Annotated in this window: 22 protein-coding genes; 12 read left to right on the top strand and 10 right to left on the bottom strand. The window is 64.0% G+C overall.

Annotated features, from left to right (window positions below):
- Nucleotides 1–163 precede the first annotated feature (163 nt).
- From ACUKCB_RS19580 to lxmK, 4 genes are read right to left on the bottom strand one after another with little or no spacing between them, the layout of a single operon-like run.
- Nucleotides 164–766, bottom strand: coding sequence for a flavoprotein (locus ACUKCB_RS19580; RefSeq protein ID WP_473037050.1), 603 nt, complete (start codon nt 764–766; stop codon nt 164–166).
- Complete coding sequence (locus ACUKCB_RS19575) at nt 759–1,745, bottom strand: LLM class flavin-dependent oxidoreductase (RefSeq protein ID WP_473037049.1); 987 nt, start codon at nt 1,743–1,745, stop codon at nt 759–761. Before ACUKCB_RS19575 ends, ACUKCB_RS19580 begins: the two co-directional genes overlap by 8 nt.
- Nucleotides 1,735–2,709, bottom strand: a complete 975-nt coding sequence (locus tag ACUKCB_RS19570) for a T3SS effector HopA1 family protein (protein WP_473037048.1) — start codon at nt 2,707–2,709, stop codon at nt 1,735–1,737. Before ACUKCB_RS19570 ends, ACUKCB_RS19575 begins: the two co-directional genes overlap by 11 nt.
- Entirely contained in the window at nt 2,706–3,845 is a 1,140-nt protein-coding gene (lxmK, locus tag ACUKCB_RS19565) for a class V lanthionine synthetase subunit LxmK (RefSeq protein ID WP_473037047.1), read from the bottom strand. The genes ACUKCB_RS19570 and lxmK overlap by 4 nt, the downstream gene beginning before the upstream one ends.
- Before the next feature lie 294 nt (nt 3,846–4,139).
- On the opposite strand from lxmK, the gene ACUKCB_RS19560 reads away from it, so the two are divergent.
- The 4 genes from ACUKCB_RS19560 to ACUKCB_RS19545 all read left to right on the top strand — a co-directional run bounded on the left by ACUKCB_RS19560 (nt 4,140) and on the right by ACUKCB_RS19545 (nt 7,965).
- On the top strand, nt 4,140–5,963 hold the full coding sequence (locus ACUKCB_RS19560) for an ABC transporter ATP-binding protein (protein WP_473037046.1): 1,824 nt from the start codon (nt 4,140–4,142) through the stop codon (nt 5,961–5,963).
- A gap of 275 nt (nt 5,964–6,238) precedes the next feature.
- Complete coding sequence (locus ACUKCB_RS19555) at nt 6,239–6,619, top strand: hypothetical protein (protein ID WP_473037045.1); 381 nt, start codon at nt 6,239–6,241, stop codon at nt 6,617–6,619.
- A complete protein-coding gene (locus ACUKCB_RS19550) occupies nt 6,619–6,972 on the top strand; it encodes a winged helix-turn-helix domain-containing protein (protein WP_473037044.1) in 354 nt (117 codons plus the stop codon). Before ACUKCB_RS19555 ends, ACUKCB_RS19550 begins: the two co-directional genes overlap by 1 nt.
- A 777-nt stretch (nt 6,973–7,749) precedes the next feature.
- Nucleotides 7,750–7,965 (top strand): LxmA leader domain family RiPP, encoded by a 216-nt coding sequence (locus ACUKCB_RS19545; RefSeq protein ID WP_473037043.1) that lies wholly within the window; start codon nt 7,750–7,752, stop codon nt 7,963–7,965.
- A gap of 94 nt (nt 7,966–8,059) precedes the next feature.
- Here the strand turns inward: ACUKCB_RS19545 and ACUKCB_RS19540 are convergent, their stop codons facing one another.
- The 5 genes from ACUKCB_RS19540 to ACUKCB_RS19520 form a co-directional block, all read right to left on the bottom strand.
- Nucleotides 8,060–8,926 (bottom strand): ABC transporter permease, encoded by an 867-nt coding sequence (locus ACUKCB_RS19540; RefSeq protein ID WP_473037042.1) that lies wholly within the window; start codon nt 8,924–8,926, stop codon nt 8,060–8,062.
- Nucleotides 8,859–9,773, bottom strand: coding sequence for an ABC transporter ATP-binding protein (locus tag ACUKCB_RS19535; RefSeq protein WP_473037041.1), 915 nt, complete (start codon nt 9,771–9,773; stop codon nt 8,859–8,861). The genes ACUKCB_RS19540 and ACUKCB_RS19535 overlap by 68 nt, the downstream gene beginning before the upstream one ends.
- A gap of 203 nt (nt 9,774–9,976) precedes the next feature.
- Nucleotides 9,977–10,234 (bottom strand): helix-turn-helix domain-containing protein, encoded by a 258-nt coding sequence (locus ACUKCB_RS19530; protein ID WP_473037040.1) that lies wholly within the window; start codon nt 10,232–10,234, stop codon nt 9,977–9,979.
- A gap of 647 nt (nt 10,235–10,881) precedes the next feature.
- The gene (locus ACUKCB_RS19525) at nt 10,882–12,192 is read right to left on the bottom strand and encodes a M16 family metallopeptidase (RefSeq protein ID WP_473037039.1); all 1,311 of its coding nucleotides are present in this window, start codon (nt 12,190–12,192) and stop codon (nt 10,882–10,884) included.
- Nucleotides 12,193–12,197: 5 nt separating this feature from the next.
- Nucleotides 12,198–13,514 (bottom strand): M16 family metallopeptidase, encoded by a 1,317-nt coding sequence (locus ACUKCB_RS19520; RefSeq protein ID WP_473037038.1) that lies wholly within the window; start codon nt 13,512–13,514, stop codon nt 12,198–12,200.
- Nucleotides 13,515–14,834: 1,320 nt separating this feature from the next.
- On the opposite strand from ACUKCB_RS19520, the gene ACUKCB_RS19515 reads away from it, so the two are divergent.
- The 5 genes from ACUKCB_RS19515 to ACUKCB_RS19495 all read left to right on the top strand — a co-directional run bounded on the left by ACUKCB_RS19515 (nt 14,835) and on the right by ACUKCB_RS19495 (nt 19,942).
- Nucleotides 14,835–16,184, top strand: coding sequence for an MFS transporter (locus ACUKCB_RS19515; RefSeq protein WP_473041074.1), 1,350 nt, complete (start codon nt 14,835–14,837; stop codon nt 16,182–16,184).
- Between the two features lie 96 nt (nt 16,185–16,280).
- Nucleotides 16,281–16,718, top strand: a complete 438-nt coding sequence (locus tag ACUKCB_RS19510) for a YciI family protein (RefSeq protein WP_473037037.1) — start codon at nt 16,281–16,283, stop codon at nt 16,716–16,718.
- 42 nt (nt 16,719–16,760) lie between these two features.
- Nucleotides 16,761–18,014: an RNA polymerase sigma factor gene (locus tag ACUKCB_RS19505; protein ID WP_473037036.1), complete on the top strand. Its 1,254-nt coding sequence runs from the start codon at nt 16,761–16,763 to the stop codon at nt 18,012–18,014.
- Nucleotides 18,015–18,422: 408 nt separating this feature from the next.
- Complete coding sequence (locus ACUKCB_RS19500) at nt 18,423–19,169, top strand: ABC transporter ATP-binding protein (protein WP_473037035.1); 747 nt, start codon at nt 18,423–18,425, stop codon at nt 19,167–19,169.
- Entirely contained in the window at nt 19,166–19,942 is a 777-nt protein-coding gene (locus ACUKCB_RS19495) for an ABC transporter permease (RefSeq protein WP_473037034.1), read from the top strand. The genes ACUKCB_RS19500 and ACUKCB_RS19495 overlap by 4 nt, the downstream gene beginning before the upstream one ends.
- Before the next feature lie 52 nt (nt 19,943–19,994).
- On the opposite strand, the gene ACUKCB_RS19490 is transcribed toward ACUKCB_RS19495, so the two are convergent.
- Nucleotides 19,995–20,558: a CGNR zinc finger domain-containing protein gene (locus tag ACUKCB_RS19490; RefSeq protein ID WP_473037033.1), complete on the bottom strand. Its 564-nt coding sequence runs from the start codon at nt 20,556–20,558 to the stop codon at nt 19,995–19,997.
- A gap of 62 nt (nt 20,559–20,620) precedes the next feature.
- Between ACUKCB_RS19490 and ACUKCB_RS19485 the strand changes: the two genes are divergently transcribed.
- The 3 genes from ACUKCB_RS19485 (at nt 20,621) to ACUKCB_RS19475 (ending at nt 23,421) form a co-directional block, all read left to right on the top strand.
- On the top strand, nt 20,621–21,457 hold the full coding sequence (locus ACUKCB_RS19485; RefSeq protein ID WP_473037032.1) for an alpha/beta fold hydrolase: 837 nt from the start codon (nt 20,621–20,623) through the stop codon (nt 21,455–21,457).
- A 93-nt stretch (nt 21,458–21,550) separates the two neighbouring features.
- Nucleotides 21,551–22,537, top strand: coding sequence for an NAD-dependent epimerase/dehydratase family protein (locus ACUKCB_RS19480; RefSeq protein WP_473037031.1), 987 nt, complete (start codon nt 21,551–21,553; stop codon nt 22,535–22,537).
- Between the two features lie 278 nt (nt 22,538–22,815).
- Nucleotides 22,816–23,421 carry a DNA-processing protein DprA gene (locus ACUKCB_RS19475; protein WP_473037030.1) on the top strand — a complete coding sequence of 202 codons (606 nt, stop codon included), beginning with the start codon at nt 22,816–22,818 and terminating at the stop codon, nt 23,419–23,421.
- Nucleotides 23,422–23,442 lie beyond the last annotated feature (21 nt).

The following is a 23,442-nucleotide window of genomic DNA, read 5'->3' as shown; positions in this document are numbered from 1 at the left end:
CGGACCTTCGCCTTCAAACGACCCTCGGCACAAGCCAGCGGGCCAGGGGCGGCAGTCCCCGTGCGCCTCATCCAGATGTAGCGACCGTGCCCCGTGCTGCGGACCACCGTTCGGACGTTACGAGTACCGAACGTGGCCACAACAGGGCCATGCGACATGTGGGTCATGGGTTCGGGTCCTCTTCGGAAACCATCGCCTCGATGCGTTCCAGTAGTTCGGGAAAAGGGGCAGCCGCGAAACCAGGAGCGTGTTCGCTCGCACTGCTCGGAGCGGGACGAGGTGAGGCGACGGTCAACCTGGGCTGCTTCCGCACAGCGCTCGCGTGCTGTTGAAAGGCGACACTCTCGATTCCACCGGGCGGTACCGCCGGGGCCACCCCGATGAAAGCCTTCGTGCACTGGAGCGCCAGCAAGGACGGGCTCTCGGTCAGGCCGAGTGCGAGTCTGCCCAAGTAGTGCATACTGCACGGGTAGACAGCGATGGCCTCGGGCCATTGCGCCAGTTCTACGTGTAGAGCGTCTTGAGGTGCGTCACCAGGCCTATCCCAGGTGTCGGTCAGGGTCTCATGCCCGGCCACCGCGCTGAGCGCGGTGCGGGTGACGAACCTCTGGGCTCCCTTCGTGACCACCGTGCGGGTCTCGACATGGGGATGGGTCAGGCGCAGCCAGTTGAGCCAGTACGGCAGGAAGGTCACTCCCAAGGCCCCGGTTCCCACGATGAGCAGGCGGTGCACGGAAAACGATCCGTTGCGATAGGGATCAAGCATGGTGCTTTTCCATGGCTGCGGTAATTTCCTCCAGATCGGTGAGGGCGGCGTCCATTCCCTCCGCGGCAAGCACCCCGGTTGTGTTCAGGATGATCTCGTCAACACCGCACTGTGTGTATTGGCTGAGTTGGTCCACCACCTCGTCCGTGCTGCCTGTCACGAACACACCCGACTCCACCAGCATCCGTGCCGATCCGACCGGATCAGAGGGATCGGCGTCGATTCCCGCCTTGTTCAACATGTCCACGTAGTGCGGTAGCCGCAGATGAGTGCCGGCTCCCAGCTGGGCAAGCCGACGCGGGTCACGACGCGGGCGCTTGAGAGCGACATGGACGGTCGAAGCCACACGCGGTATGGGACGGCTGGCCTCCTCGGCCCCTTCTCGCAGTGCGGGCAAGATCCGTTCGGTCAGGAACGCCAAGGGGGTGAGCAAAGTAATGGCGACATCGGCGACTCCTCCCATCGATCGGGCCATTCCAGGCCGCAGCACACCGGCCCCAACCTCGACAGGAGGACTTGGCATCTCTGGAAGTTTGTCGTGGAGCTGGAAGTACTCTCCGTCGTGCCGGACGACTTCGCCCGAGAGAAGGGCACGAAGCAAGGAGACGTACTCAACTGTTGCCGCTCTGCCGCTGTGGTAGGGGCGTCCGTTGAGCAGCCGAACCCAGCCCGGATAGCCGGGGCCGACACCGATGACGGCTGGTCGTCCCGTCAACGCAGCGATCGAACGGGCTTCCACGGCTGCCGTGTAGGGGTGGCGCAGCGGAGTGAGGGCCACGCTCGTGCCCATGGGGACGTCGACACCGTATCCGGCGAGGTAGGACAACGCAGGGAAGGTCTCGATCTGCATCGACTGCCCCATCCAGAACCGACGGGTACCGATACGGGACGCGCAACGTCCGTAAGCGAGTAGTTCATCCACCGACGTGGGTTGGAGCGGGAAAAGTACGGAGGGCCGTCCGTCCCTGTCATTCACCATGGGACACCTCCGGCAGGAAAGGGGAGGTCAGGTTGCGATGCGGTTTTTGCGGATCGATGCCTGCATGGAACATCGCCTTCTCGACTCGTTGCTCCAAGGCTTGGTGAGAGGACTCACCGACCTCGAAAGCAGAGTCGATCAGTGCCTCAGCGACCACACTTGCTCGGTGCTGCCCGAAACTGAGCGTCGGCCGGCCCTGACGTCCGTCCTCCGGTTCCCAGGCGTAGGCGACTCCCGGGGCGAGCTGCTGGGTGAACACCGAGGTCTGGCCCGAAGCGAGCGGAAGGTCACCAGCCGTCGCCACGAGTTTCTCCACGGCATGCCAGTCCTCACTGGACAGGTAAACCACCATGGCGTCCCGGCGGGGGTAGTAGCGTCGTGCTGCCAGGATCTTCGCCCGGTACCGCACGTCCATTCCTTCCAGCGTTCTGAGAACTTCCCCCCACACGCGCGGTGCTATCTCAGAGGCCGCCAAGTGGAAGTAGATACGCAGGACCGCACCACTGGGAAACAGTCCCTGGCTTCCATCGGCCAGGAAGAATCCAGGGGACAGTGACGGTCGGACCGCATCCGTCCGGAGCTGGAGACGATCGCCGGCACCGATGCCGTCATCCACCAGGTTCGACGGGATACGGACTTTCACTCCCTCCATCCGAACGACGACATCACCGTTGTGGACCCCCGGGTCGGGGTCGAGCATGATCGCTCGACGACTGGTGGTGCGGTGTGGGACGGCGGCATACAGGGCCTCGCGCAGGTCCGGGTCCCACCACAAACGTCGCTCCTCGACATCCAGAGCGGAGTGCCCTATGTGCCACTCTTCGTACAGAGTGGCAGGCAGGCGAAAGCGCAGTTCGCTGGGTTGGTCGATTTCGACGACACGGTCACCGACAACGAGACTGCTGAGATCAGGAGCGATACGCACATCGCGCAGTGCACGGCTGACATCAGGTGAGAGAGTCATTTCTGGATCCCTTTTTCATCAATACCGATACTCGTCGATGCGGATTTCGGTTCAAGGAGCATCATGCGTCCGACTCCCACAGTGGCGCGGTCGACAGCACTCAAGGAGATACGGTTCTGGGCTCTGGCCAACATGCGTTCGAATAGATGCCATCCGGCATAGGCTGTCACGCGTTCAGCGAAGCCTCGGTCGGGCTCCGCCACCGTCCTGTAGGCATTCCAGAAGGACATGATGAACTCCTTGTAGAAATCGATCATGCGTGCACCGCGTTCCAGAACGGCTTCGTGCGAGAATGCTGATTCAGTGAATTCGAGATCGCCAGAGGGAATATCGATAATCTTTGACAGTGCGTGTAGCACCCATTCCCCAGCAAAGGATCCAACATCTCGTGCGGGGTCGCCCAAACGGCACTCCTCCCAGTCGGTGAAATATATTGATTCCTTGGTCACGAGGATCTGATCCAGGCGAAGATCCCCATGCAGGATGGAATGGTTGGCGGTCGCCTCCGTGTGTTGGAGGGAACTCAGAGCCTCGATGAGCTGCGCGTCACGCTGCATCAGCGCCCAGGAGTCCAATTCTCCTCGAGAACAGGAGTTGAAGAGGTGTAGGGGGATCGCCTTCAACAGTCCGAGGGGAGGGAAAGCGAAGGGGGCTGTGCTGACGGACTGATCCGAGACAGGGGCGCTGTGCAACTCGCCCATGGCTCTTCCCACACGCTCGGCCATGGTTTCAGTGAAGCGCTCGTCGGACACTAGTTCCGCGCCTGTTTCTGCGTCATCGACCAAGGCATGGACCAGTAATGCTGATTCGGGATCGTGGCTGATGAACTCGGGGCGTTCGAGCGCGCCGAGTTCCAGACTATCGAGCACCTTTTCGCTGTTGACGATCCGAGCAATCCGATTTTCAATATCCCAAGCTGTGCCAGCGAGCTTTTTCACTAGCACCCGGCGACCTTTTGTTGTTGTGCCGGCCCAAATATCGTTACGTCCAAGGAAAGACACAACGGTATCCGGAATAAATTTTCCGAGTCGGTTGCTTTCGAGTAGAAGGTCGACTTCAGGGACAAGGGACAGGTTGATCGCCGTCCAAGTCCTCCTTTCTGCCATCGGTTCTTTCTCGAAATTTACTGATGTCATGTGTACTCACATAGGTAGAAGCCCTGTGGGATCTTGCTGACTCGAAATGCTAGCGCCCTGGTCGAGAGGTTCAAAATTTTTTTCCTATTTAGGAACCTACTGGTTTATTTGGCTGTCCTAAATAGGACATGTGCTTTGCTGCGGGAGGTTTCTGTTGTCCTCGCCGCTGGATCTCAGGCAGGCTGAAGGAAGGGGACTGCGCCTCCTGGGCAACCGCAGTTGCGAGACGTACGTCGCGCTCGTCGGCAGACTTCACGCGCCAAACCCGAAGAGATATTTGAGAAAAGGAAATCCATGACGATGCCAGAGAATGTTCCGTCGCGAAGGCGGAAAATGAGCATTGCGAGAGAACTGCTGGAAAAATCTCCGCTGAGGGTCATGGCGGCTTTTGTTTCAGGTGTCGCTGGGGCAGCATTAACCATCATGATTCCGCTTGCCGTTGGAGATCTGATTTCGGCGATGATGGCCAAGGGTTCCCCTGAGCTCATGGACATCGTCCCCGTCGCCCTGATGGCCCTGGGTGGTTCACTCGCCGGGGCGTTTTCGGCCTATCTGCTGGGGAGCGCCGGTGAGGTCCTCGTGCTCAGCATCCGGCAGAGGATTATTAAGCACGTCTTGCACCTGCCGTTGAAGAGGGCAAAGGAGTTCGGCGAGGGGAACCTGGTGGCCCGGGTGACGTCGGACACCACCCAGTTGCGGTCAGTCGTCGACATAGGCGTTGCCCAGATTCCTGTATCGGCTATCACCGTTGGTGCATCGTTGATCATCATGGGACTTATTGACTGGGTCCTGCTGCTGATCGTCGCGGTGACCTTCTGCATCGCCGCTCTGGGAACGGGAGGGTTTGTCGTCGGTGTTCGGCGCAGTACTGCCCAGCTCCAAGAGGCAATCGGCAGCCTCGCGCAACGCTTCACCGCATCGCTCGGCGCGCTGCTCACGATCAAGGCCTACTGCGCAGAGTCCAAGGCTCAGGAGAGGGCCGGTCACCAGGCTGAGCAGGCTAGGAAATCAGCAACAAGGGCGATCATCATGCAGTCCGCCCTATCGCCACTCATCGGGACGGGACAGCAGGTTGCCCTGATCGGTGTGGTGATCGGCAGCGGAGCGCGACTCGTCTCCGGTGACCTTTCGATCGCTGAATTCTCCTCATTTTTACTCTATCTGATCCAAATGATCGCGCCGCTCACTACCATCGCCACGGGTGTCGGTCGCCTGCAGGCGGGTCTGGCTGCGAAACATCGCATTGATAGTGTCCTGTCCACGGCCTCCGAACCCTATGACGAGGATCTTCTGGATTTCGACCTCCTCGGCGATCCACCGGACGATGCCCATTCCGTGCGTTTTGACAACGTCACGTTCTCCTATCATGAGGACGTCAACCTGAAAGGCATTTCGTTCGTCATTCCAGGTCGGGGGCTTTTTGCTCTCGTGGGGCCGTCCGGTGCAGGAAAGACTTCGATTATCAACCTTATAGAGAACTTCTATTCCCCTGAGAAAGGTTCAGTGAGCGTATTCGGGAGAAAAACATCGGATTGGGATCTGCACGAACTTCGTGGAAATATCGCCTATGTCGATCAGGAATTTACTCAAATCGAGGGTACAGTTCGCGAAAACCTCACCCTCGGCCAGAGCGAGCAGATCGATGACACGGTACTCATGGAGTACATCGCGGAAGTCGGATTGCTGAACACGGTGGAGCGCCTGCCGGAAGGGCTGGACACCTGTCTCGGTGCGGAAATCGCTCTTTCTGGTGGTGAACGCCAGCGGCTCGCGCTGGTGCGGGCCCTGTTGTCCGACGCGCCGATCTTCCTCCTCGACGAACCCACCTCCCAGCTCGACAGCATCAACGAGGAGCTGTTCCGTCAGGTCATCAACCGCCTGGCGCAGACCCGGACGGTGGTGGTGGTCGCCCACCGCTTGTCCACAGTCAGACACGCGGCCCAGATCATCGTTCTGGATGCGGGCCAGGTGATCGGAACGGGACAGCACAAAGAGCTCCTGCGCACATGCCCCATGTACGCGGACCTGGTGCGCGGTCAGATGCTTCCCGGGTCCGACAGTGATGGGACGGAAGCCTCTGCTTGGGCCGACCTGTCCACGCACACGAAATCCGGTTGATGGACTGCGACGCCGTACCGCGCCTCCCCTCTCGAAGGATCGTCCTCGCAGGGGACGAGGCGGCACACGGCCTGCGTGAGAACCGATCCCGCACGATACTTTCCTCACAGGAAAGAGGCTGTTAGACTTTCCGGTGAGGAAAGCATGAGGGGAAGGGGACACCAGCCATGGACAGACAGGAAGCGCGGGAAGCTCTGCACCTCGCACAGGTGCAACGTGGGAACACCATCGCCGAGGGAAACCGCTTCCCTTGGTTGACGTGGACCCTGGGAAGCATGAGCCTCGCAGGCATCCTGGCCACGGTCGACCTCGTGGACAGTTTCGCGGACATGGACGACTCCCCGGGGCGCTGGGCACTGTCGTTCGCGGCACTGGCCTTGCCACTGGTTGCGGCCGTCGCCTTCTCTGCGTGGTGGGAACTCTCCCGCGCGCGTGTCCGTCCGCACCGATCTCTGTACACGTGGCGGAGTGTTCGGACCGTGGCCATCGCCTTCGCTTTGCCCGTGGCGGTTACCGCAGTCGCGACGGTCGGATTCAACGGGGGCGGTGTCCCGCTGCCCAATGTGTGGACGGGGATCTGCCTCGGCGCGGCTCTGCTGGTGACCGGACTCCTGGTCTCCCGCCGATCCCCCGCACCGCAGCAGAGGGGGGAGTGATGGATCCCCGGGCACAGACGTTCAACGAATTTGTCCATGCTCGCCCCCGCCTGTCCATCTTCTCCCTGTTGGCGCCTGCAGAGTGGGCGGAGTTCTCCTTCGTGCGTGACCACGTGGGCTTGAGCGACTCCGCTTTGTCCAAGCACATCAGCGCGATGGAGGCGGCGGGCTACGCCGAAGTTCGCAAGGGCGTGGAAGCCAAGCGCCGGCGCACGTGGGTACGTCTCACCGACCAGGGCCGGGCGGTTCTGAACTCGCACCTCGACGCTCTGGAACAGATCATCGCGGCGTCCAGGGAAACGTCCAAGCCAGATGCGGCCTACGGCACCCAGGAGGAAGGAGACGACGGCTAGCTTGGCGTTTGGCCGCGAGGCCGGGACCGTATACCGTCCTGGTCACGGGCTTCGTCGTTTCTCGGACACAACAACGGTCTTCGGGCCATGTGCTTCGACCAAGAACACATCGGAATCGTCCCGATTCCGCTCCGATTTCCATGCCTGCCTGCCCAAACGCGCTGATGCCCTCTTCGAGGTCTGCGAAGCCCTGGTCAGTGCCCCGACCCCCCGTGCACCACCTGGCCCAACTCTCGTTGGAGCCCGAACCCCGCCGCGGTCACGGCTCGGTCGATGCCGCCCTGAACCAAGGCCCTATCACTACCTCCCACCTACGCTGGAGCCTGGCCGCGCTGCCCCAGCCCCGTTTCGGCGTTGGAGGACCCGGTCCAGATCGGGGACCTGGTCGGCGAGAGCCTTGCTGGGTTCCGATCACGCGGCGGTGGGCGGCCAGATGCCGGGCGAGGAGCTCGACCACGTGGCGGGGAACGTCGAGCGTGGCGGAACAGAGGGCCAACGTGGAACCTCTGCTTCAGTGGACGATCTTGTGGTGAGGCCTGTCCTGCCAGGGGTTTCACGTCTGTCCGGGCGCAGGGTCGGCTCGTAGCGTCTCATGCTTGCGCACACCAACCTGTTATTTCACTCAGCACCCTCCCAGTGTCCTAAAAATGTCATTTCCCTGATCTTCGAGAAGCCTGGATGGACGCTTTAGGACATCCCATTGTTTGTACTATAAGGAACGAATAGAGTACTTCTTGGCAGGCCGCTCATGAGGCGGCTGAAGCCACACTATTTCGGATGATCGAAAACAGTAACAGGAGGAAACTCATGGACGCGATGGACCTCATGGGCGGTTACACTGCCTACACCACGCCGGACGAGCTCGCCTATGACGCCGACGGCGCAGAGACTGCGAGCGTCTGCGGCGGCATCTGTGTGTCGGCCATCGTCAGCGCTGGGGCCAGCGCCGTCGTTTCTGGTGTCGGCACCGCGACGGCCGCGAACAGCTGCTGAAAAATCTTCTAGCTCCGGCCCTGTCCCGCATCCAGCGGAACAGGGCCGGAGCCTTTTATGTTGTTTTATATGATCCGCGTTCCACGGAAATATATTATTTTGAAGAATCCCAACGAAACAGTGACACCGCGATCACCGCACACAGCATCGTCACTCCTGCGACAGCGAAGTAGTCCAGCAACAGGGGATACCGTGGTTCAGATCCGGCAATGATATACAGGAGTGCATCGATCAGGTAGGTCGTAGGGATGAACCTCAGCAAAGATTCCGCCCCGCTGGGCAGGGTGCCAGGTGGAAGACCTAGGAGCGAACCGCTGAGCATGGGCACCATAAGCACGAGGGAGAGTATCTGTGTGGTCATCTCAGCACTGCTGATCCGGCTTCCGATCAGGGTGCCCACCGCAGCGAACATCAACAGTCCCAAGAGCGCAGTGGTGTATACCTGAACGAGCTCGACAACCCCCAGGCCCGCGATGAGAACGACTAATCCAGAGAGCAGTAAAATCTGTGTGCCGGCCAGTGCCAGACGCGACGGCAGCAGTGCAAGGAGTACTACTCTGCGCGGCAGAGGTGTCATCCCCATCAGCCTGAGTGTCCCCCGCTCACGCATGGCCACGAGTGGCGAGACCGATCCGAAAAAAGCAGTGGTAGCTGCCGCGCTCACCACGACCAGCGGCATCATCGACGCGGTGAAATCGAAACCAGGGCTGTCGGGTATAATAAATCCGAGTCCGAAGAACGTCGCCAGCAAAAGAAAGGGCATGGCGGTCGATATCGCCAACACCTTTCGATCCCGGAGAAGTTCACGCCCGTAGGCGGCGGACAACTGAAACACCGCGGATTCGGCCGACTTTATTTTCATTTTCATTTGCCCTTCGTGATGAGTGGATCCGCTATCCTTTTTCGCCTGACTGGTACCCGTGTCCTGTGAGATTGACGAATACTGAATCGAGTTGTCCACCATGCACCTTGATCTCCCGAGCCTTGATCGGTGAAGCTAGCATGGTGGCGATCAAATCGTCAGGGAAATCGGTGCGGACATATACCAAAAACCCATCCTTCACCGGGCGAGATTCCACCTCAATGGCTTCTGGCAAGAGGGACAGGCGTTCGACGGCCTCCGTACTGCTTACTCTCCCGCCGACACCTTCTTCCGAGGCGTGTGTCCTTACGAGTTCGTCAACAGTTCCGCAGGCGATGACGGTTCCCCTGTCGACGAGTGCCACGCGGTCACACAGCTCTTGGGCCTCCTCCATCGAATGGGTTGACAGCAGCACGGTGGTCCCGGCCGAACAGCGGTCCCGGATGACCTCCCACAGGGAATGACGGGTCCTGGGATCGAGTCCGGATGACGGCTCGTCCAGGACGAGCAGGCGTGGCTGGGGAACGAGCGCGGTCGCGATGAACACACGCCGTCTCTGACCTCCTGAGAGTTTGTCGATACGCACGTCGCGGCAGGAGGAGAGACCGAGTGATGTGATGATCTTTTCCGTTTCGGCCGGCTCCTGGTAGAAGGATGACCACAGTCGGAGCGTCTCGCTGACCGTCTGATGCGGAAGGAGCGCGGCTTCTTGCGGTTGGATCCCGACGATGTGCCGGAGGCCGCGGTCGGAGTAGGGGTCACGACCAAAGACCCGTACGCGGCCCCGGGTCGGCGCGAGCATCCCAACGATGGTTTCGATGGTCGTCGTCTTGCCCGCACCGTTCGGGCCGAGCAGGCCGAACACTTCGCCTTCGCCGATATCGAAGGTGACATCGCTGAGAACGGTGGTGGAACCAAAGCTCTTGACCAGGCCGGTAACGCTCACCGGTGCCTCACCGTGAGGGGGTGTACTCATAGGTCCTCGTCTGATTTGTCGGAGAGCATCGGGGCGTGGGGAGTCCGACGACGAAGTCAGCCTCAGCCCAGGGGCCACCATGCCGTGCCCGGGACCCTCCGTGATCCTTTACTTTCCTATGCGGAAAGTCTACAGCTTAGTTTCCTCATTGGAAAGTAGGCGGCTGCGTCGGTCTACAGCAGCCCTTGCTTGGCTGCTATCACCCCGGCCTCGAACCGGCTGTGCGCCCGCAGGCGTCGCATGATGTCCGACATCTTGCGGCGGATCGTCCGTTGGGAGACCCCGATGCGCCGCGCCACGCTCTCGTCGGTGGCGCCCTCGTTGAGCATCCGAAGAATCTTCAACTCCTGGCTGGTGAGTGCTGTCCCCGTGTCGAACCATGGTGCATCGTTGGTCTGCGCCCAGAGCTGGCCAAACAGGAGATCTATCATTTTAAGGAGGGAGGGAGCCCGAACCAATAATCCGGCATCACTGGGGGAAGCTCCGCCTTCACACGCCAGGGCAACGCTGTGGTCCACCATGATGAAATATGGGGCACTTTCTGACAGAGAGCGTATTTCAATTCTTTCGCCACTGTCATGAACGGCCGTGGGAATTGCATGAACACGTGGCTGTTTGCCAGTGAAGAGAATCCTCCCCTTCGTTCTACTGAAGGTGTTCTCCCATAGGGGGCGAATGTCAAAGATGGAGGAAGTGTCGCAGGGGACGACCGCCACGATCTCCTCTCTGGCGTTTTCCCATATTTGACTTTGCCAGTGGCGGATATGTTGTTCGGAGCCAAGGCGCTCCAGTAGAGGAGCATCTTGTGATCTTGGCTTGAGCGGTTGTTTCCAATGGTGATTTGGGAGCCTTACGCCCCCGTGTTCTTCCAGTGCGTCTCCGAACTCCTGAAGAGCGCCCGTAAGTCCTTTTGTCAGTGACTCCAGGAAGTTCAGGCGCTGGTCAATGTTGGGGTCGCTGGATAACCGTTGTTCGGAAATTATCGACGACCGATGTACTTCTCCTCTTCCGGTGGATCCTCCGGTGGCTGCCTGTGCCCCGTTTCGTGTTTTCGAAGAGAAAGTCATCTCTTTCCTTCTCACCTCGCAGAGCCCTCGAACATGCTCACGTCTCCGGCCGCAGCGCCGAGCAAGGAGGATGAGCGCAACACCTCTGAGGCGACTTCAGCGACTTCCTCAGTCCCGACGGCTGCCAGAGCATCAGGACGTGAGATCAGCCAACTCGGACTCAGTCCTCGTCGAACCGTGTCCATGAGAGCACTGAGGGCTCCGCTCTGGGAATCCATTGCAATGCGGAGTGAACCGACCATGTACGCGCGAGCCCGTTCGATCTCCTGCACCGAGGGAGGATTACTGGACATCTGTTCCACCTCCCTCTTTATTTCATCTAGGGCAGCCGATGCGGAGGAGGGGTGGGTATCGGTGCCGATGAGCAGAGTATGGGCGTCCTGAGCAGTGTCCACCATCGTCCAGACCGAATAACAGTAACCCTTGTCCTCGCGAAGGTTGGCGACGAGGCGGGAGGAGAAGAATCCTCCGAGGACGGTGGCTGCGATCTGCTGAGCGCTCTGCCCCTTCTCTTGAGGTCCCAAAGCAGGGAGTGCTAGACGGAGTGAGCAGTGATCCGCTCCGACCAGAGGAGCTAACCGTATTTCTCCGGAAACGTAAGGATCCGTGGACGGTCTGGTTTTCCCCGACGATCCTCGATGCTTTCTCCCATTGCTTCGCCATATGGCGAACTCCTCCATGGCCTGGTGGGCCATGCTCGACGCGTTCGAACCGCCCACCAGAAGCAGCGTGGAGCCGTGAGGCGACAACAGATCAGGATGAGAGCGGCGCACCTCATCGGCTGAGACATCGGAGAGCCGGTCGATCAATACCTCGTCCACTACACCGGGATGATGGATAAAGCTGCTGCGCCAGAGCTCACGCATCGCCATACGGCCGGGGTTTGCGACAGCCCGCGCATCGTTCCTCACCAGTTCGCGGCGTGCGGCGTGCACCGCTGGGGAAGGGTAGCCGTTGCGTGTGACCGCCTCGGCCATCGAACGGAGCAGCAGCTGCATCTCAGCGGCGGGGGCGTTGGCGCGAACAGTCATCGCGTTCGTGTCCACCGCTGCGGCCAATTCGCCTCCCGTGTCCTCGAGGCAGATCCCGTTCCGGCCGAGGGGGAGGGAATCCGTATCCCACAGCAGGACCATGGCACCGAGCGCGGCTACAGCCGCGTTCTCCATGGATAGCCCGGCGGATGGGACGACCAGCGCGGCGTGTACCAGCGGGACGTCGGGAACCTGAAGGGCGATGACCCGGAGACCGTCGGCGGTTCGTTCTTCGTGTAGCGGAAAGGAGGGAAAGTGCTTCGGGGAAGGGCATGCCGGCGGGGTTTTCATCGCAATTACTTCCTGCTGTCGCGCTGCGAGTGAGGGTTCGCTGTGCTGTTCTCCTTGGTGAGAGTTAGTTCGGCGCGTTCATGGCGTTCCGAGGATAATCTTTGGATGGCTCGTGTGGCGTCGTCACGGCTGACATCGAACATTCGCCGTGGCAACTCCCAAAGAAATTCTCCACGACCCATGAGAATTTCGAACCTGGCTGTGGCCTGCGCTTGGGACAGGAGTGTGTCACACTGTCGGTAGAAGCGGGTCGAAGCGCGTTTAACAGCTCTTATATATCCTTTTTCGGAGATTCCTGAATCGGCGTGGTAATCCAGAAGGGAGTCGATCTCCGAGCGGATGGTTCTGGCATCTGTATGTGCATAATGCAGTGCCACGATAGTGAATGTGTCGGGGGTGCGCATGGTGAATGGCCCCTCTCCGAAGCCACATCCGACGGTGACTGCGGAAGCCATCTGTGTTTTTCCGACCAGGTGTTTGCGTAGAGCTCCTCGGGCACCGTCTCCGAGGAACGCTCCAGCGACCACCAGAGGTAGGTATTCTTCTATGTCTGAAGGTTCGGGTGTTCGGTATCCCAGCGCAACAGAAGGGTGAGGAATGCGAACCGATTTTAGATGAATTTCACGCCTTGACCGCAGGTCGCTCTCGACTGTTTCAGAAGGTTGGATGGTGCTTCTTCGAGGAATGTACGAAAAATATTCCTCGGCCATTTTCGCCACTTCGTCTCCGGATATATTTCCGACGACGGCGAGCACTGCGTTGTTCGGGGCATAGTAACGTTGGAAGAATTTCCAGCACTGCTCAATATGCATGGTGCGAAGGGAGCTGACGTCACTGTATCCGTCGTGAAAGTTCCCGAAGTTCCGGTAGAGAATACGTGACAGATGGTTTCGGGGAAATCCATAGTAAGGGTTTTTACGGTGACTTCTGATTTCCTGTGTGATGACGTCCTTTTGGATCTCCAGCTCGCGTTCCCCGAATGTGGGAGCGCGCATCCGATCGGCTTCGAGAGCCAGTGCGGTACGTACATACTCAGTGGGTACAACCTGGTAGTAGTCGGTGACATCGGGCTTCGTCACGCCACCGGTTTCCCCACCGCATCCCTGCACGATCCGGAAGTGACTGTTCCGGGCGAAATTCGCGCTACCCTGGAACATCAGGTGCTCGAAGAGGTGAGCTAAACCCGACTCTCCTTCTGCCTCTGAACGGTATCCGACTCCATATTGGAGGCTGAGGGCGACTGATGAGCAAAGGTCCTTCTCTGATACCAGAACCCGAAGCCCATTTTCCAAAGTGTACCTAGAGAATTTTTCTTGGCGCATGGGCGGAGCTAACTTTGGTGGGTCATATTTTCACTGGCTGCACAGGAAAATAATGCGATATTATACTACCTTCGGGTGGAATTTCTTGCGCCAGGGGCAGGTCTCACTCCGTTTGATCTCTTTTGCGGTCCTGTTGAAATCGAAATTCTTTCAGTGTGTTTTGGCGAATGTGGTTTATTTCGCGTGATCTTCCGGGTGGAAGTCATTGTTCCATTTGTAAGATCCCTGGGTTGATGTTGCGCGGGGATCGTGCTCATCCGCGTAGCACTGTCTGTTTCGTGTCAGGTGCTGACGGGACTCCGCAGCTATACGGATGGCGTGTTTGTGCAGATCATCGAGATATTTTCTCGGCTCTGGCGTGCTCTTCGGCCTTCCCGGGACTGAGAGTCTTTGTCACACTCCGCAACACCATCCGCGGTGCCGATGCTTCAGCCGAGTCCGATACAGGGCAGTGGGTTCACGACGCATTCCCACGGCGAGGGTGGCGGGACAATTACGCCCGTAGAGGTCGAGCTGGTCGATGCGGCCGCCGGGGCGGCGGTGGTCTCCACGGCCGAAGCGGGCGCCGGGGCCAGTAGGAGGGTTCCGAAAAGCAGGCCGGCAGCGGTCGCGGTCACTCGTGTTCGGGATGTCATCAGGATCCTCTCGTTGTCGGGAGGTTCCAGCCTGGGTCATGCGCTTCACGGGGGGTTCACACGATGCGGGACACCGGTGAAGAAGATTTCCGAGAAAAAGTTCCAGGGGCGTGTCGATCCGGTGTGGATCCGTTGACGAGTGTGTGAGGGCAGTGGGGGACGAGTCCCTCGATGCCGGGGAAGGCGAACACCATGCGCTACCTCATGTCGAGGATGCCCGACCAGGAGTCCGGGGCAGGGGCAGCGCCGGCCCCGAAGGCTCTTGAGGCGATGGGGGTACAACGACGAGATGGTCAAGGCCGGTCCCGCCGGCCTGTGAGGGACTGGCGTCCACCTCCGACGGGCTGATCGTCTCCTTTCGCCTTCACACCGGCGGCCCCTTCCGCGGCTCCGGGCCGGGGCGTGGGAGAGGCGGCGCGAGCAGGTCTGATGTCAGGACCCTGGGTCCGGTTGCGGCCAACCGGACACCTCCGGCCACTCCGAGTGGTTGCCCGTGATCAGGGAAGGCGTTCCCGGCCCGGGGCACGGTCGCCCGGCCCGGCGGCTTCCGTGACCCGTAGTTGACCAATCACGGGCAGTCTGGGGTCGGTCGGAATGCCCCATGCCACGTGAAAGGGACACAACCCCTGTGAACAGTGCATCCCCCGCCCGGGAGACCCCCGGGAAGAAGACGGCGAAACCACCGATGGGACGGGACTTCAACCGGTTCTGGGCCGGGAGTCTGGCCAGCAACCTGGGCGACGGGATGATGCTGGTCGCGTTGCCGCTGGTGGCGGCGATGCTCACCAACGACCCCCTGCTGGTGGCCGGGCTGACCGCCGTCCGGTTCCTGCCCTGGCTGCTGGTCGGGCTGTTCGCCGGTGTGGTGGTGGACCGGGTGGACCGGGGCCGCCTCATGGTCCTGACCAACCTCGGCCGCGGCGGAGCCCTGGTCGCCCTGGCGCTGCTGATCGTCACCGGGCACGCCTCGATCTGGGTCCTGTACGTGGTCATGTTCACCGTGATGGTCTGCGAGGTCTTCTACGACCTGGCCGGGCGCGCGATGCTGCCGGACATCGCTCCCGCCGGGGCGATCGACCGGGCCAACAGCAGACTGGTCGGCGGGCAGACGGTCACCCAGCAGTTCGCGGGCGGCCCCGTCGCCGGTTTCCTGTTCGCGGTGGCGGCGTTCCTGCCCCTGGCGGTCAACGCCGGCACCTACGTCCTGGGCGCCCTGGTGCTGCTCGGCCTGCCCCTGGCGGTGCGCCACCCCGCGAAACCGGCGGAGGGGGACCTCCGGGCCTCCAGGGCGGCCGGGGGCGGATCGGTGCGCTCCGTCCTCGCCGACGTACGACAGGGTGTGGTCTTCGTCTTCCGGGGGAGCTCTCTCGGGCCGGTCATGGCCTTCAACGTGGCCGTGAACATGGCGTTCATGGCCCAGTCCGGTGTCCTGGTGCTCCTGGTCCAGGAGCACTTCGGGGTGCCCGCCGCCCTCTACGGCGTCTTCCTCGGCTCCTCCGCGGTCGGTGCTCTGCTGGGTGCGTCCACGGTGAGCGCCATCGTGGCGAGACTGGGCCGGTTCCGCACCGAGACGGCCCTGTTCACCCTGGCCGGGCTGTCCTGTCTCGCCTTCGGCCTGTCCCCCAACGCCTATGCGGCCGCGGCGGCCTGGGCGTTGATCGCCTTCGCCATGACCTCGTCGAACGTCGTGATGATCAGCGCCATCCAGCTCATTGTCCCCGGCGCGCAGATGGGCCGGGTGATGTCCTGTGTGCAGGTGTTCGGCGCGGGCTTCGCACCGTTCGGCGCGGTGCTGGGCGGGCTGCTCGGCCGGGTGGAGCTGTACTACGTGCCGGTGGCCACGGGGCTGGTCATGTTCGTCGCCCTGGCCCTGTCCGTCCGCGCGTTGCGGCGCCTCACCGTCCAGGCGGACGGGGCCGAGGCGGTGCAGGTGGCCGAAGCTGAACAGGCGGCCGAACCCGCGGAGCACGGGGAAGGGGGGCAGGACCGGGACGGGCGTGCCGACCAGGGTGAACGGGGGCAGGACGCCGGGTAGGAAAAAACTTCGGGAAGGGTGTCGATCCGGGCCCGACCCGTTCGACGTACGGGTGAGAGCGGGGGAGAACACCCCCCATGACGAGAGGCGAACACCATGCGTTACCTGATGTCGATCATGTCCACTCCCGAGGACGAGGCCGCCGCCTACGACATCGGCCCGGAGGTCTACGAGGAGATGGCCAGGTACAACGAGGAGCTGGCCAAGGCCGGTGTCCTGCTGACCGGGGAGGGGCTCGCCCCCACTTCCGAGGGTGCCGAGATCCTCTTCCGCGACGGCGAGGTGTCCGTCACCGACGGCCCCTTCACCGAGGCCAAGGAGTTCATCGCCGGGTACTGGGTCCTCCAGGTGTCCTCGCACGAGGAGGCCGTGGAGTGGGCCAAGCGCTGCCCGCACCCCCCGAAGGGCAGCGGCGCCGAGATCAAGCTTCAGCTGCGCCGGATCGGTGAGCTGGAGGACCTGGACCGGATGCCCGAGGAGCTCAAGGAGCGCGAGCGCGAACTGCGCGCCGAGCAGGAGCGGCGGAACGGCTGAATCCTGTTGCGTCGTTGCGGCCCGCGGTGCTGAGATGGTGCCGTGGGCCACACCGGTGTCGAACGCGAGGTGGAGGCGGTCTGGCGGATCGAGTCGGCCCGCCTCGTCGCCGCGCTCACCAGGATGGTCGGTGACGTCGGCCTGGCCGAGGAGTTCGCGCAGGACGCTCTGGTCTCCGCCCTGGAGAAGTGGCCGGAGGAGGGCGTGCCCCGCAAACCCGGGGCCTGGCTGACCACGGTCGCCCGGCGCCGCGTCCTCGACCGCTGGCGGCGGGACGAGCGCTTCCGGCTGCGCATGGTGGAGCTGGGGCGCGAGATCACCGAGAACGACGGGCAGGCGGAGTTCGACGCCGTCCTGGAGGAGGACTACGGTGACGACCTCCTCAAGCTGATGTTCGTGTGCTGCCACCCGGTCCTGCCCACACGGGCCCGCCTCGCCCTCACCCTGCGGTTGCTCGGCGGCCTCACCACCGACGAGATCGCCCGCGCCTTCCTCGTGCCCGAGTCCACCGTCGCCCAGCGGATCGTGCGCGCCAAGCGCACCCTCGCCAGGAAGGGGGTCCCCTTCGAGGTCCCCGCCGGCGAGGACCGCGACGCCCGTGTCGGCTCCGTGCTGGAAGTGGTCTACCTCGTCTTCAACGAGGGGTACACGGCCACGTCGGGTGAGCGCTGGTTGCGACCGGAACTGTGCGAGGAGGCCATGCGCCTGGGCCGGGTCCTCGCGGAGCTGCTGCCCAAGGAACCCGAGGTGCACGGGCTCCTCGCGCTGATGGAGCTGCAGGCCTCCCGGTTCCGCGCCCGGGTCGGCCCCGACGGCGGCCCCGTCCCCCTCGCCGAGCAGGACCGGTCGCGCTGGGACCGGCTGCTCATCGGCCGGGGGCTGGCCGCGTTGGAGCGCTCGGTTCCAGCTGACCCCGCCCGCTCGAGGGGCGTCTACTCCCTCCAGGCCGGGATCGCCGCGAAACACGCGGTGGCCCTGCGGCCCGAGGACACCGACTGGCACGGGATCGCCGCCCTGTACGAGGCACTGGTCCGCCGCACCGGATCCCCCGTGGTCGAACTCAACCGGGCGGTGGCCGTGTCGATGGCGCTCGGCCCCGGCGCCGCCCTGGGCATCGTCGACGCCCTGCGCGACTCCGGGGCCCTGGGCGGATACCACCTGCTCCCGGCGGTCCGCGCCGACCTGCTCCAACGCCTGGGCCGCACCGAGGAGGCCCGCGCCGAGTTCGGACGGGCAGCCGAGCTCACCCGCAACGAACGCGAACGCGCGCTCCTGTTGGAGCGGGCCCGACCCTGAGGCCCGCGCCCGCCGGAGCCGATTGCCGCGTCCGTCTCCTCAGGCCACCTCTCCTGCTTTTCGTGTCCGGATCCGGCCATTTTCCGGTGGCCTTTTCCGGTGCGGGTCCAGATGTTGTGAGTCCCGCCCCTGGCTTTCGTCGTGTCCACGGTTCGAGGGGCACACCGAAAGCTTGTCTGAATTACATCGAAAGTTGTGGCGCGCCTCGGCCGTCAGCGGGCCCGGGCCCGGGGCGACGCCCATGGCGGCCTTGCCTACCAGGGGTTCCAGTCTCAGGGGAACCCACGAAAGTCAGGTCCTGGCGCGCTGTCCAGAATTCCACAACAGGCACGAGAACAGGTAGAAGCCACTGTTAGCGTTCTTTCGTGAACGGGTCGAACGAGTATGCCCCCGGTAAAGGTGAGTTACATGGCAGCGATTGAGATAAGAGAAATAAGAAAGTCGTTCCGGAAGAAGAAGGCGGTGGACGGGGTCTCCTTCACCGTCGACCCCGGAACGATCACCGGCTTTCTCGGCCCCAACGGGGCGGGGAAGACCACCACGCTGCGCTGCCTGCTCGGGCTGGTCCGGCCGGACAGCGGCGAGGGGCTGGTCAACGGGCGTGCCTACACCGACATCCCCGACCCGCTGACCGAGGTCGGCGCGGTCCTGGAGGCCACCAACCTCCACCCCGGGCGCAGGGGCCGCGACCACCTGCGGGTCGTGTGCGACGCCGCCGGTCTCCCCGCCTCCCGCGCCGACGAGGTGTTGGAGGAGGTCGGACTGACCGAGGCGGGCCGCAAACGGGTCGGCGGTTACTCGATGGGCATGCGCCAGCGCCTGTCCCTGGGGGCGGCCCTGCTGGGCGAGCCGAAGGTGCTGATCCTGGACGAGCCCGCCAACGGGCTGGATCCCGAGGGCATCGACTGGTTGCGCCGCTTCCTGCGCTACCAGGCCCACGAACGCGGGGTTGCCGTGCTGGTCTCCAGCCACGTCCTCGCCGAGGTCGAGCAGACCGTCGACAACGTCGTCATCATCGCGGGCGGCCGCAGCGTCCAGCAGAGCGCGCTGTCCGAGCTCACCAGGGAGGGCGAGAGCCTGCACGAGGCCTTCCTCCGTCTCACCTCGACCGGATCGATGCCCATGACCTTCGGAAAGGCCGGTGCGGACCAGTGATCCCCCTCCTCAAGGCGGAACTGCGCAAGACCTTCACCACCCGCGTCTGGTGGATTCTGCTCCTCGCGGCCCTGGCCTGGACCGGGTTGATGCTGGCCGGGACCTTCCTCATCGCGGGGATGGAGCACGGACCCGGACGGGACAGCGCCGAGTACGGCGCGATGGCCTGGCCCCAGCTGGCCAACGGCACCACCTTCGCGTTGGTCATCGGTGTCCTGATGGTCACCACCGAGTACCAGCACCGCACCGTCAACGTCACCTTCCTGGTCACCCCGCAACGGGGCCGGGTGATCGGGGCGAAGCTGATCACCGCCGCCCTGGTCGGGGTCGGCTTCGGCCTGACCGTTGCGGTCCTGGGCGGCGGCGCCGTCGCCGCGTCCATCCTGTCCGCGGGCGGCTCCCTGGACCTGGCCGCCAACGAGGTGCCGCGCGTGGTCGGTGGCACGATCGCCGCCTACGGCGTCTACACGATGATCGGGGTCGGGGTCGGCGCCCTCGTCCGCAACCAGGTCGCCGCCGTCGTCGCCTGTCTGCTGTGGGTGTTCATGGTCGAGCCGGCGTTCATGGTGGTCCCCAACGAGGTCGTCCAGACCATCGGTTCCTGGATGCCGGGTATCGCGCTCGCCTCTCTCTACAGCGCCAGCAGCGCCGACTTCGGGTTCGACCCGGGCCAGTTCCTCCCGGTGTGGGCGGCCGCCCTCGCCCTGGTGGGGTACGCCGTCCTGGCGTCCCTGGCCGCCTCGTTCACCACGGCTCGGCGCGACCTCGCCTGATCCGGCCCCCGACCGACCCGGTCCCGACCGCCCCGCCCCCGACCGGCCCGGGTCACGGTCGGCCCGGCGACCGGCGGGCGCGGTGGTTCGCGACGTTGAGCCGGTTACCGCACAGGCTCGGCGTGCAGTAGCGCCGCCGCCCCGCCCTGCTGGTGTCGACGAACACGCCCTCGCACGCGGACGAGGCGCAGTGCCGGAACCGGCTGTGGCCCAGGACGTCGAGGACGCCGAGGAGGCCGGTTCCGGCGAGCACCGCCAGCCGGTCCGCGAGGGGGGCCTCCGGCGCGGTCCCGACGTACCACCGCCACCGGCCGTCACCGTCGCGGTGCAGGACGGGGCCGATCCCCGCCCGTGCGACCAGGGCGTTGGCGGCCCCGGCGGTCTCGTCCTCGTCCTCCGTCTCCAGGATGTCGCGTAGCCGGTTCCGCAGGGAGAGCACCTCTTCGAGGTCGTCGGCTCCCGGCTCGCCTCCGTCGACGCCGTGTTCGGCCAGGAAGTTCCGCAGGGCCCCGGGATCGGCGAGTACCTCTCCGGCCTCGCGGACCAGGGGTGAGGTGTTGACCAGTTCGGTGGCCAGTGCGGCACCCCGGGCGTAATCGTTAAAAGGTATTTTCAAGCCTTACTCCATGTTAGCGTAAGCGTTGCAAGGCAATTATACGTATTACATGGAGGTCCGCTGTGCCCACCCGAACCGAAAGCTGTCAGCTCACCGACCGTGTCCGCGTCTCCGGCGGCGAGGTCGCCACCGGGGTCTTCGGAGACGGTCCGCCCGTGGTCCTGGTCCACGGGACCCCGGCCTCCTCCTACCTCTGGCGCGGAGTCGTCCCCTCCCTTGCTCGACAGCACACCGTCCACGTCTGGGACATGCTCGGCTTCGGCGGCTCCCACCCCGCTCCGGGGGCGACCCCGTCGATCGCCCAGCAGGCCCGCGCCCTGGCCGAACTCGTCGAACACTGGAACCTGGAGGCACCGAGCCTGGTCGGCCACGACATCGGCGGCGGCGTGGTGATGCGGGCCCACCTCGTCGAAGGCGTCCCCGCGAACCGGCTCGCCCTGCTGGACGCTGCCGTCATCGGCCCGTGGAACACCCGTTTCACCGAGCACATGCAGCGGCACGCGGAGGTCTACGCGACCATGGAACCGAGCGTCTTCGCCGACATCGTCAACCCGCGCGTGCGCACCGCGACCAGCCGTCCGATGTCCGACGAGGTCGCCGCCGCCTACCTCGCGCCGTGGGCCGGGGCCCGGGGCCAGCAGCGCTGGATCGACCAGGTCGCGGCGGTCAGTTTCCACGACACCGAGGAGGCCGTGCGAAGGCTGGACCGGGTCACCGCGCCCACCCTGGTCCTGTGGGGCGAGGACGACGGCTGGATGCCCACCTCGATGGGGGACGAACTGACCGAGGCCATCCCCGGGGCCCGTCAGGAGAGGATCGCCGGTGCGGGCCACTTCCTCCCCGAGGACGCGCCGGAGGAGACGGCGGAGGCGCTCCTGCGCTTTCTCGGTCCGCGGTGACGCGGAACGGCCCGACGGTGGCTCCGCGCACGCCGGTTCTGCTGTGAGCAGGCAACCCTGGTGTTCGGGGACCCCGGCCGCGAGACTGGCCGCATGAGGAGACTTCTGGTTCTGGGCGGTACCGAGTTCGTGGGGCGGGCGGTCGTGGCGGACGCGCTCGCCCGGGGTTGGGAGACCACCGTCTTCCACCGGGGACGCCACCCCGCCCCCGAAGGGGTGGAGGTCCGCCACGGCGACCGCACCGCCCGGGGCGGTCTCGACGAGTTGGCGACGGGGGAGTGGGACGCGGTCGTCGACACCTGGTCGGGCGCCCCCTCGGCGGTCACCGCGACCGCCCGCGCGCTCTCCGACCGGGTCGGTCACTACGCCTACGTCTCCAGCCGCTCCGTGCACGGGGTGCCCACGGCTCCCGGCGCGGACGAGGACGCGCCGACCGTGGAGTCGTCCCCCGACGACGACGGCGGTGACTACGCGCGCGCCAAGCGCGGCGGCGAACTGGCCGCGGAGGCGGTGTTCGGTGAGCGCGCCCTGTTCGTGCGGGCCGGGCTCATCCTCGGCCCGCACGAGAACATCGGTCGTCTGCCCTGGTGGCTGAACCGGATCGCCCGGGGTGGGCCGGTCCTGGCGCCCGGCCCGCGTGATCTGCCGCTCCAGTACGTGGACGCCCGAGATCTCGCCGCCTGGACCCTGGACGCGGTGCACAAGGGGCTGGGCGGCCCGTTCAACCTGGTCAGCCCGGTCGGCCACACCACCATGGCCGGCCTGCTGGAGGCCTGCCGGGAGGTCACCGGCTCCGACGCCGAGTTCCGGTGGACCTCTCCCGAGGTGATCGAGGAGGCCGGGGTCAAGCCCTGGACGGATCTGCCGATCTGGTTGCCGCCGGGTGAGCTGCACGGGACCCTGCACCAGGGGAACGTCGACCGGGCGCTCGCCACCGGTCTGAGGTGCCGCCCGGTGGCGGAGACCGTCGCAGACACCTGGGACTGGCTGCGCGCCGTCGGCGGCGAGGCACCCCAGCGCCCCGACCGGCCACGCGTCGGCCTGGACCCCGAGACCGAGGCCCGCGTCCTGGGACCGTGAGACCGACCCCGCGTTTTTCCGGAGCGGGCTGCTTCGGACACGAGGCCCGCTCGCCCGTCCCCGGAGGGCAGACACTGTGGCCCGCACGTCCCAGGCGTCGGGCAGGAGTCCCGGGGTTGTTCGCACCGTCGGAATCCTCGTACCCACGCGCAGTTCCGTAGACAATGTCAGCCCTCTGTTAGAACATGTGTACTAGCCAGTCGTTCGAGTGCCGAGGGGAAGGGGTGAGTTCTGTGTCGTGGGCCAGAGACAGTGGCGGAAGTCTTAGCCTGGGGAACATGAAACAGAGCGAGGAACATGCGGCTCTTCTCGCCCTTCTCCTGGGTGGGCGGGTCCGATGGCGCGACGTGGCCGAGCGGGTCCTGGACTCGACCAGCGCCACTCATGTTCTGCGTGATGTCTTCGGGGACCGGGACACGCTTTTCAGCCTTGACCAGGGGCCGATGGAAGCGGCCCTGGCAGAGGCGCGACAGCTGCTCTCCCGCTGTGCCGCTGACGGAGTCGGAGTGCACGCTTTCTGGGACGACTCATACCCTGCCCAGCTTCGCGATGTGCACGAGATGCCGCCTCTGGTCTTCGCCCGTGGAGCGGTTCTGAGCGAGGAGCAGCGGTCGATCGCCGTGGTCGGGTCCCGGAAGGCTTCCGAGCACGGTTTGGCGGTCGCGGGCAGCATCGCACGCAGGCTGACCGGTGAGGGCATCACGGTGGTGAGCGGGCTGGCCGCCGGTATCGACACCGTGGCGCACAGGACGGCTCTGGACCACGGCGGCCGAACCGTCGCCGTGCTCGGTACGGGGATCAACCGGTACTACCCCTCGGAGAACCGCCGACTCCAGGACGAGATTGCTGAGGGGGGGGCTGTTGATCAGTCAGTTCCTTCCTGACGCCGCGCCCACGAAGAAGAG

It is taken from the genome of Nocardiopsis moroccensis (assembly GCF_055763695.1).
The sequence above is the reverse complement of the archived record's forward strand: the minus strand, read 5'-3'. Positions and strand labels throughout refer to the sequence as shown.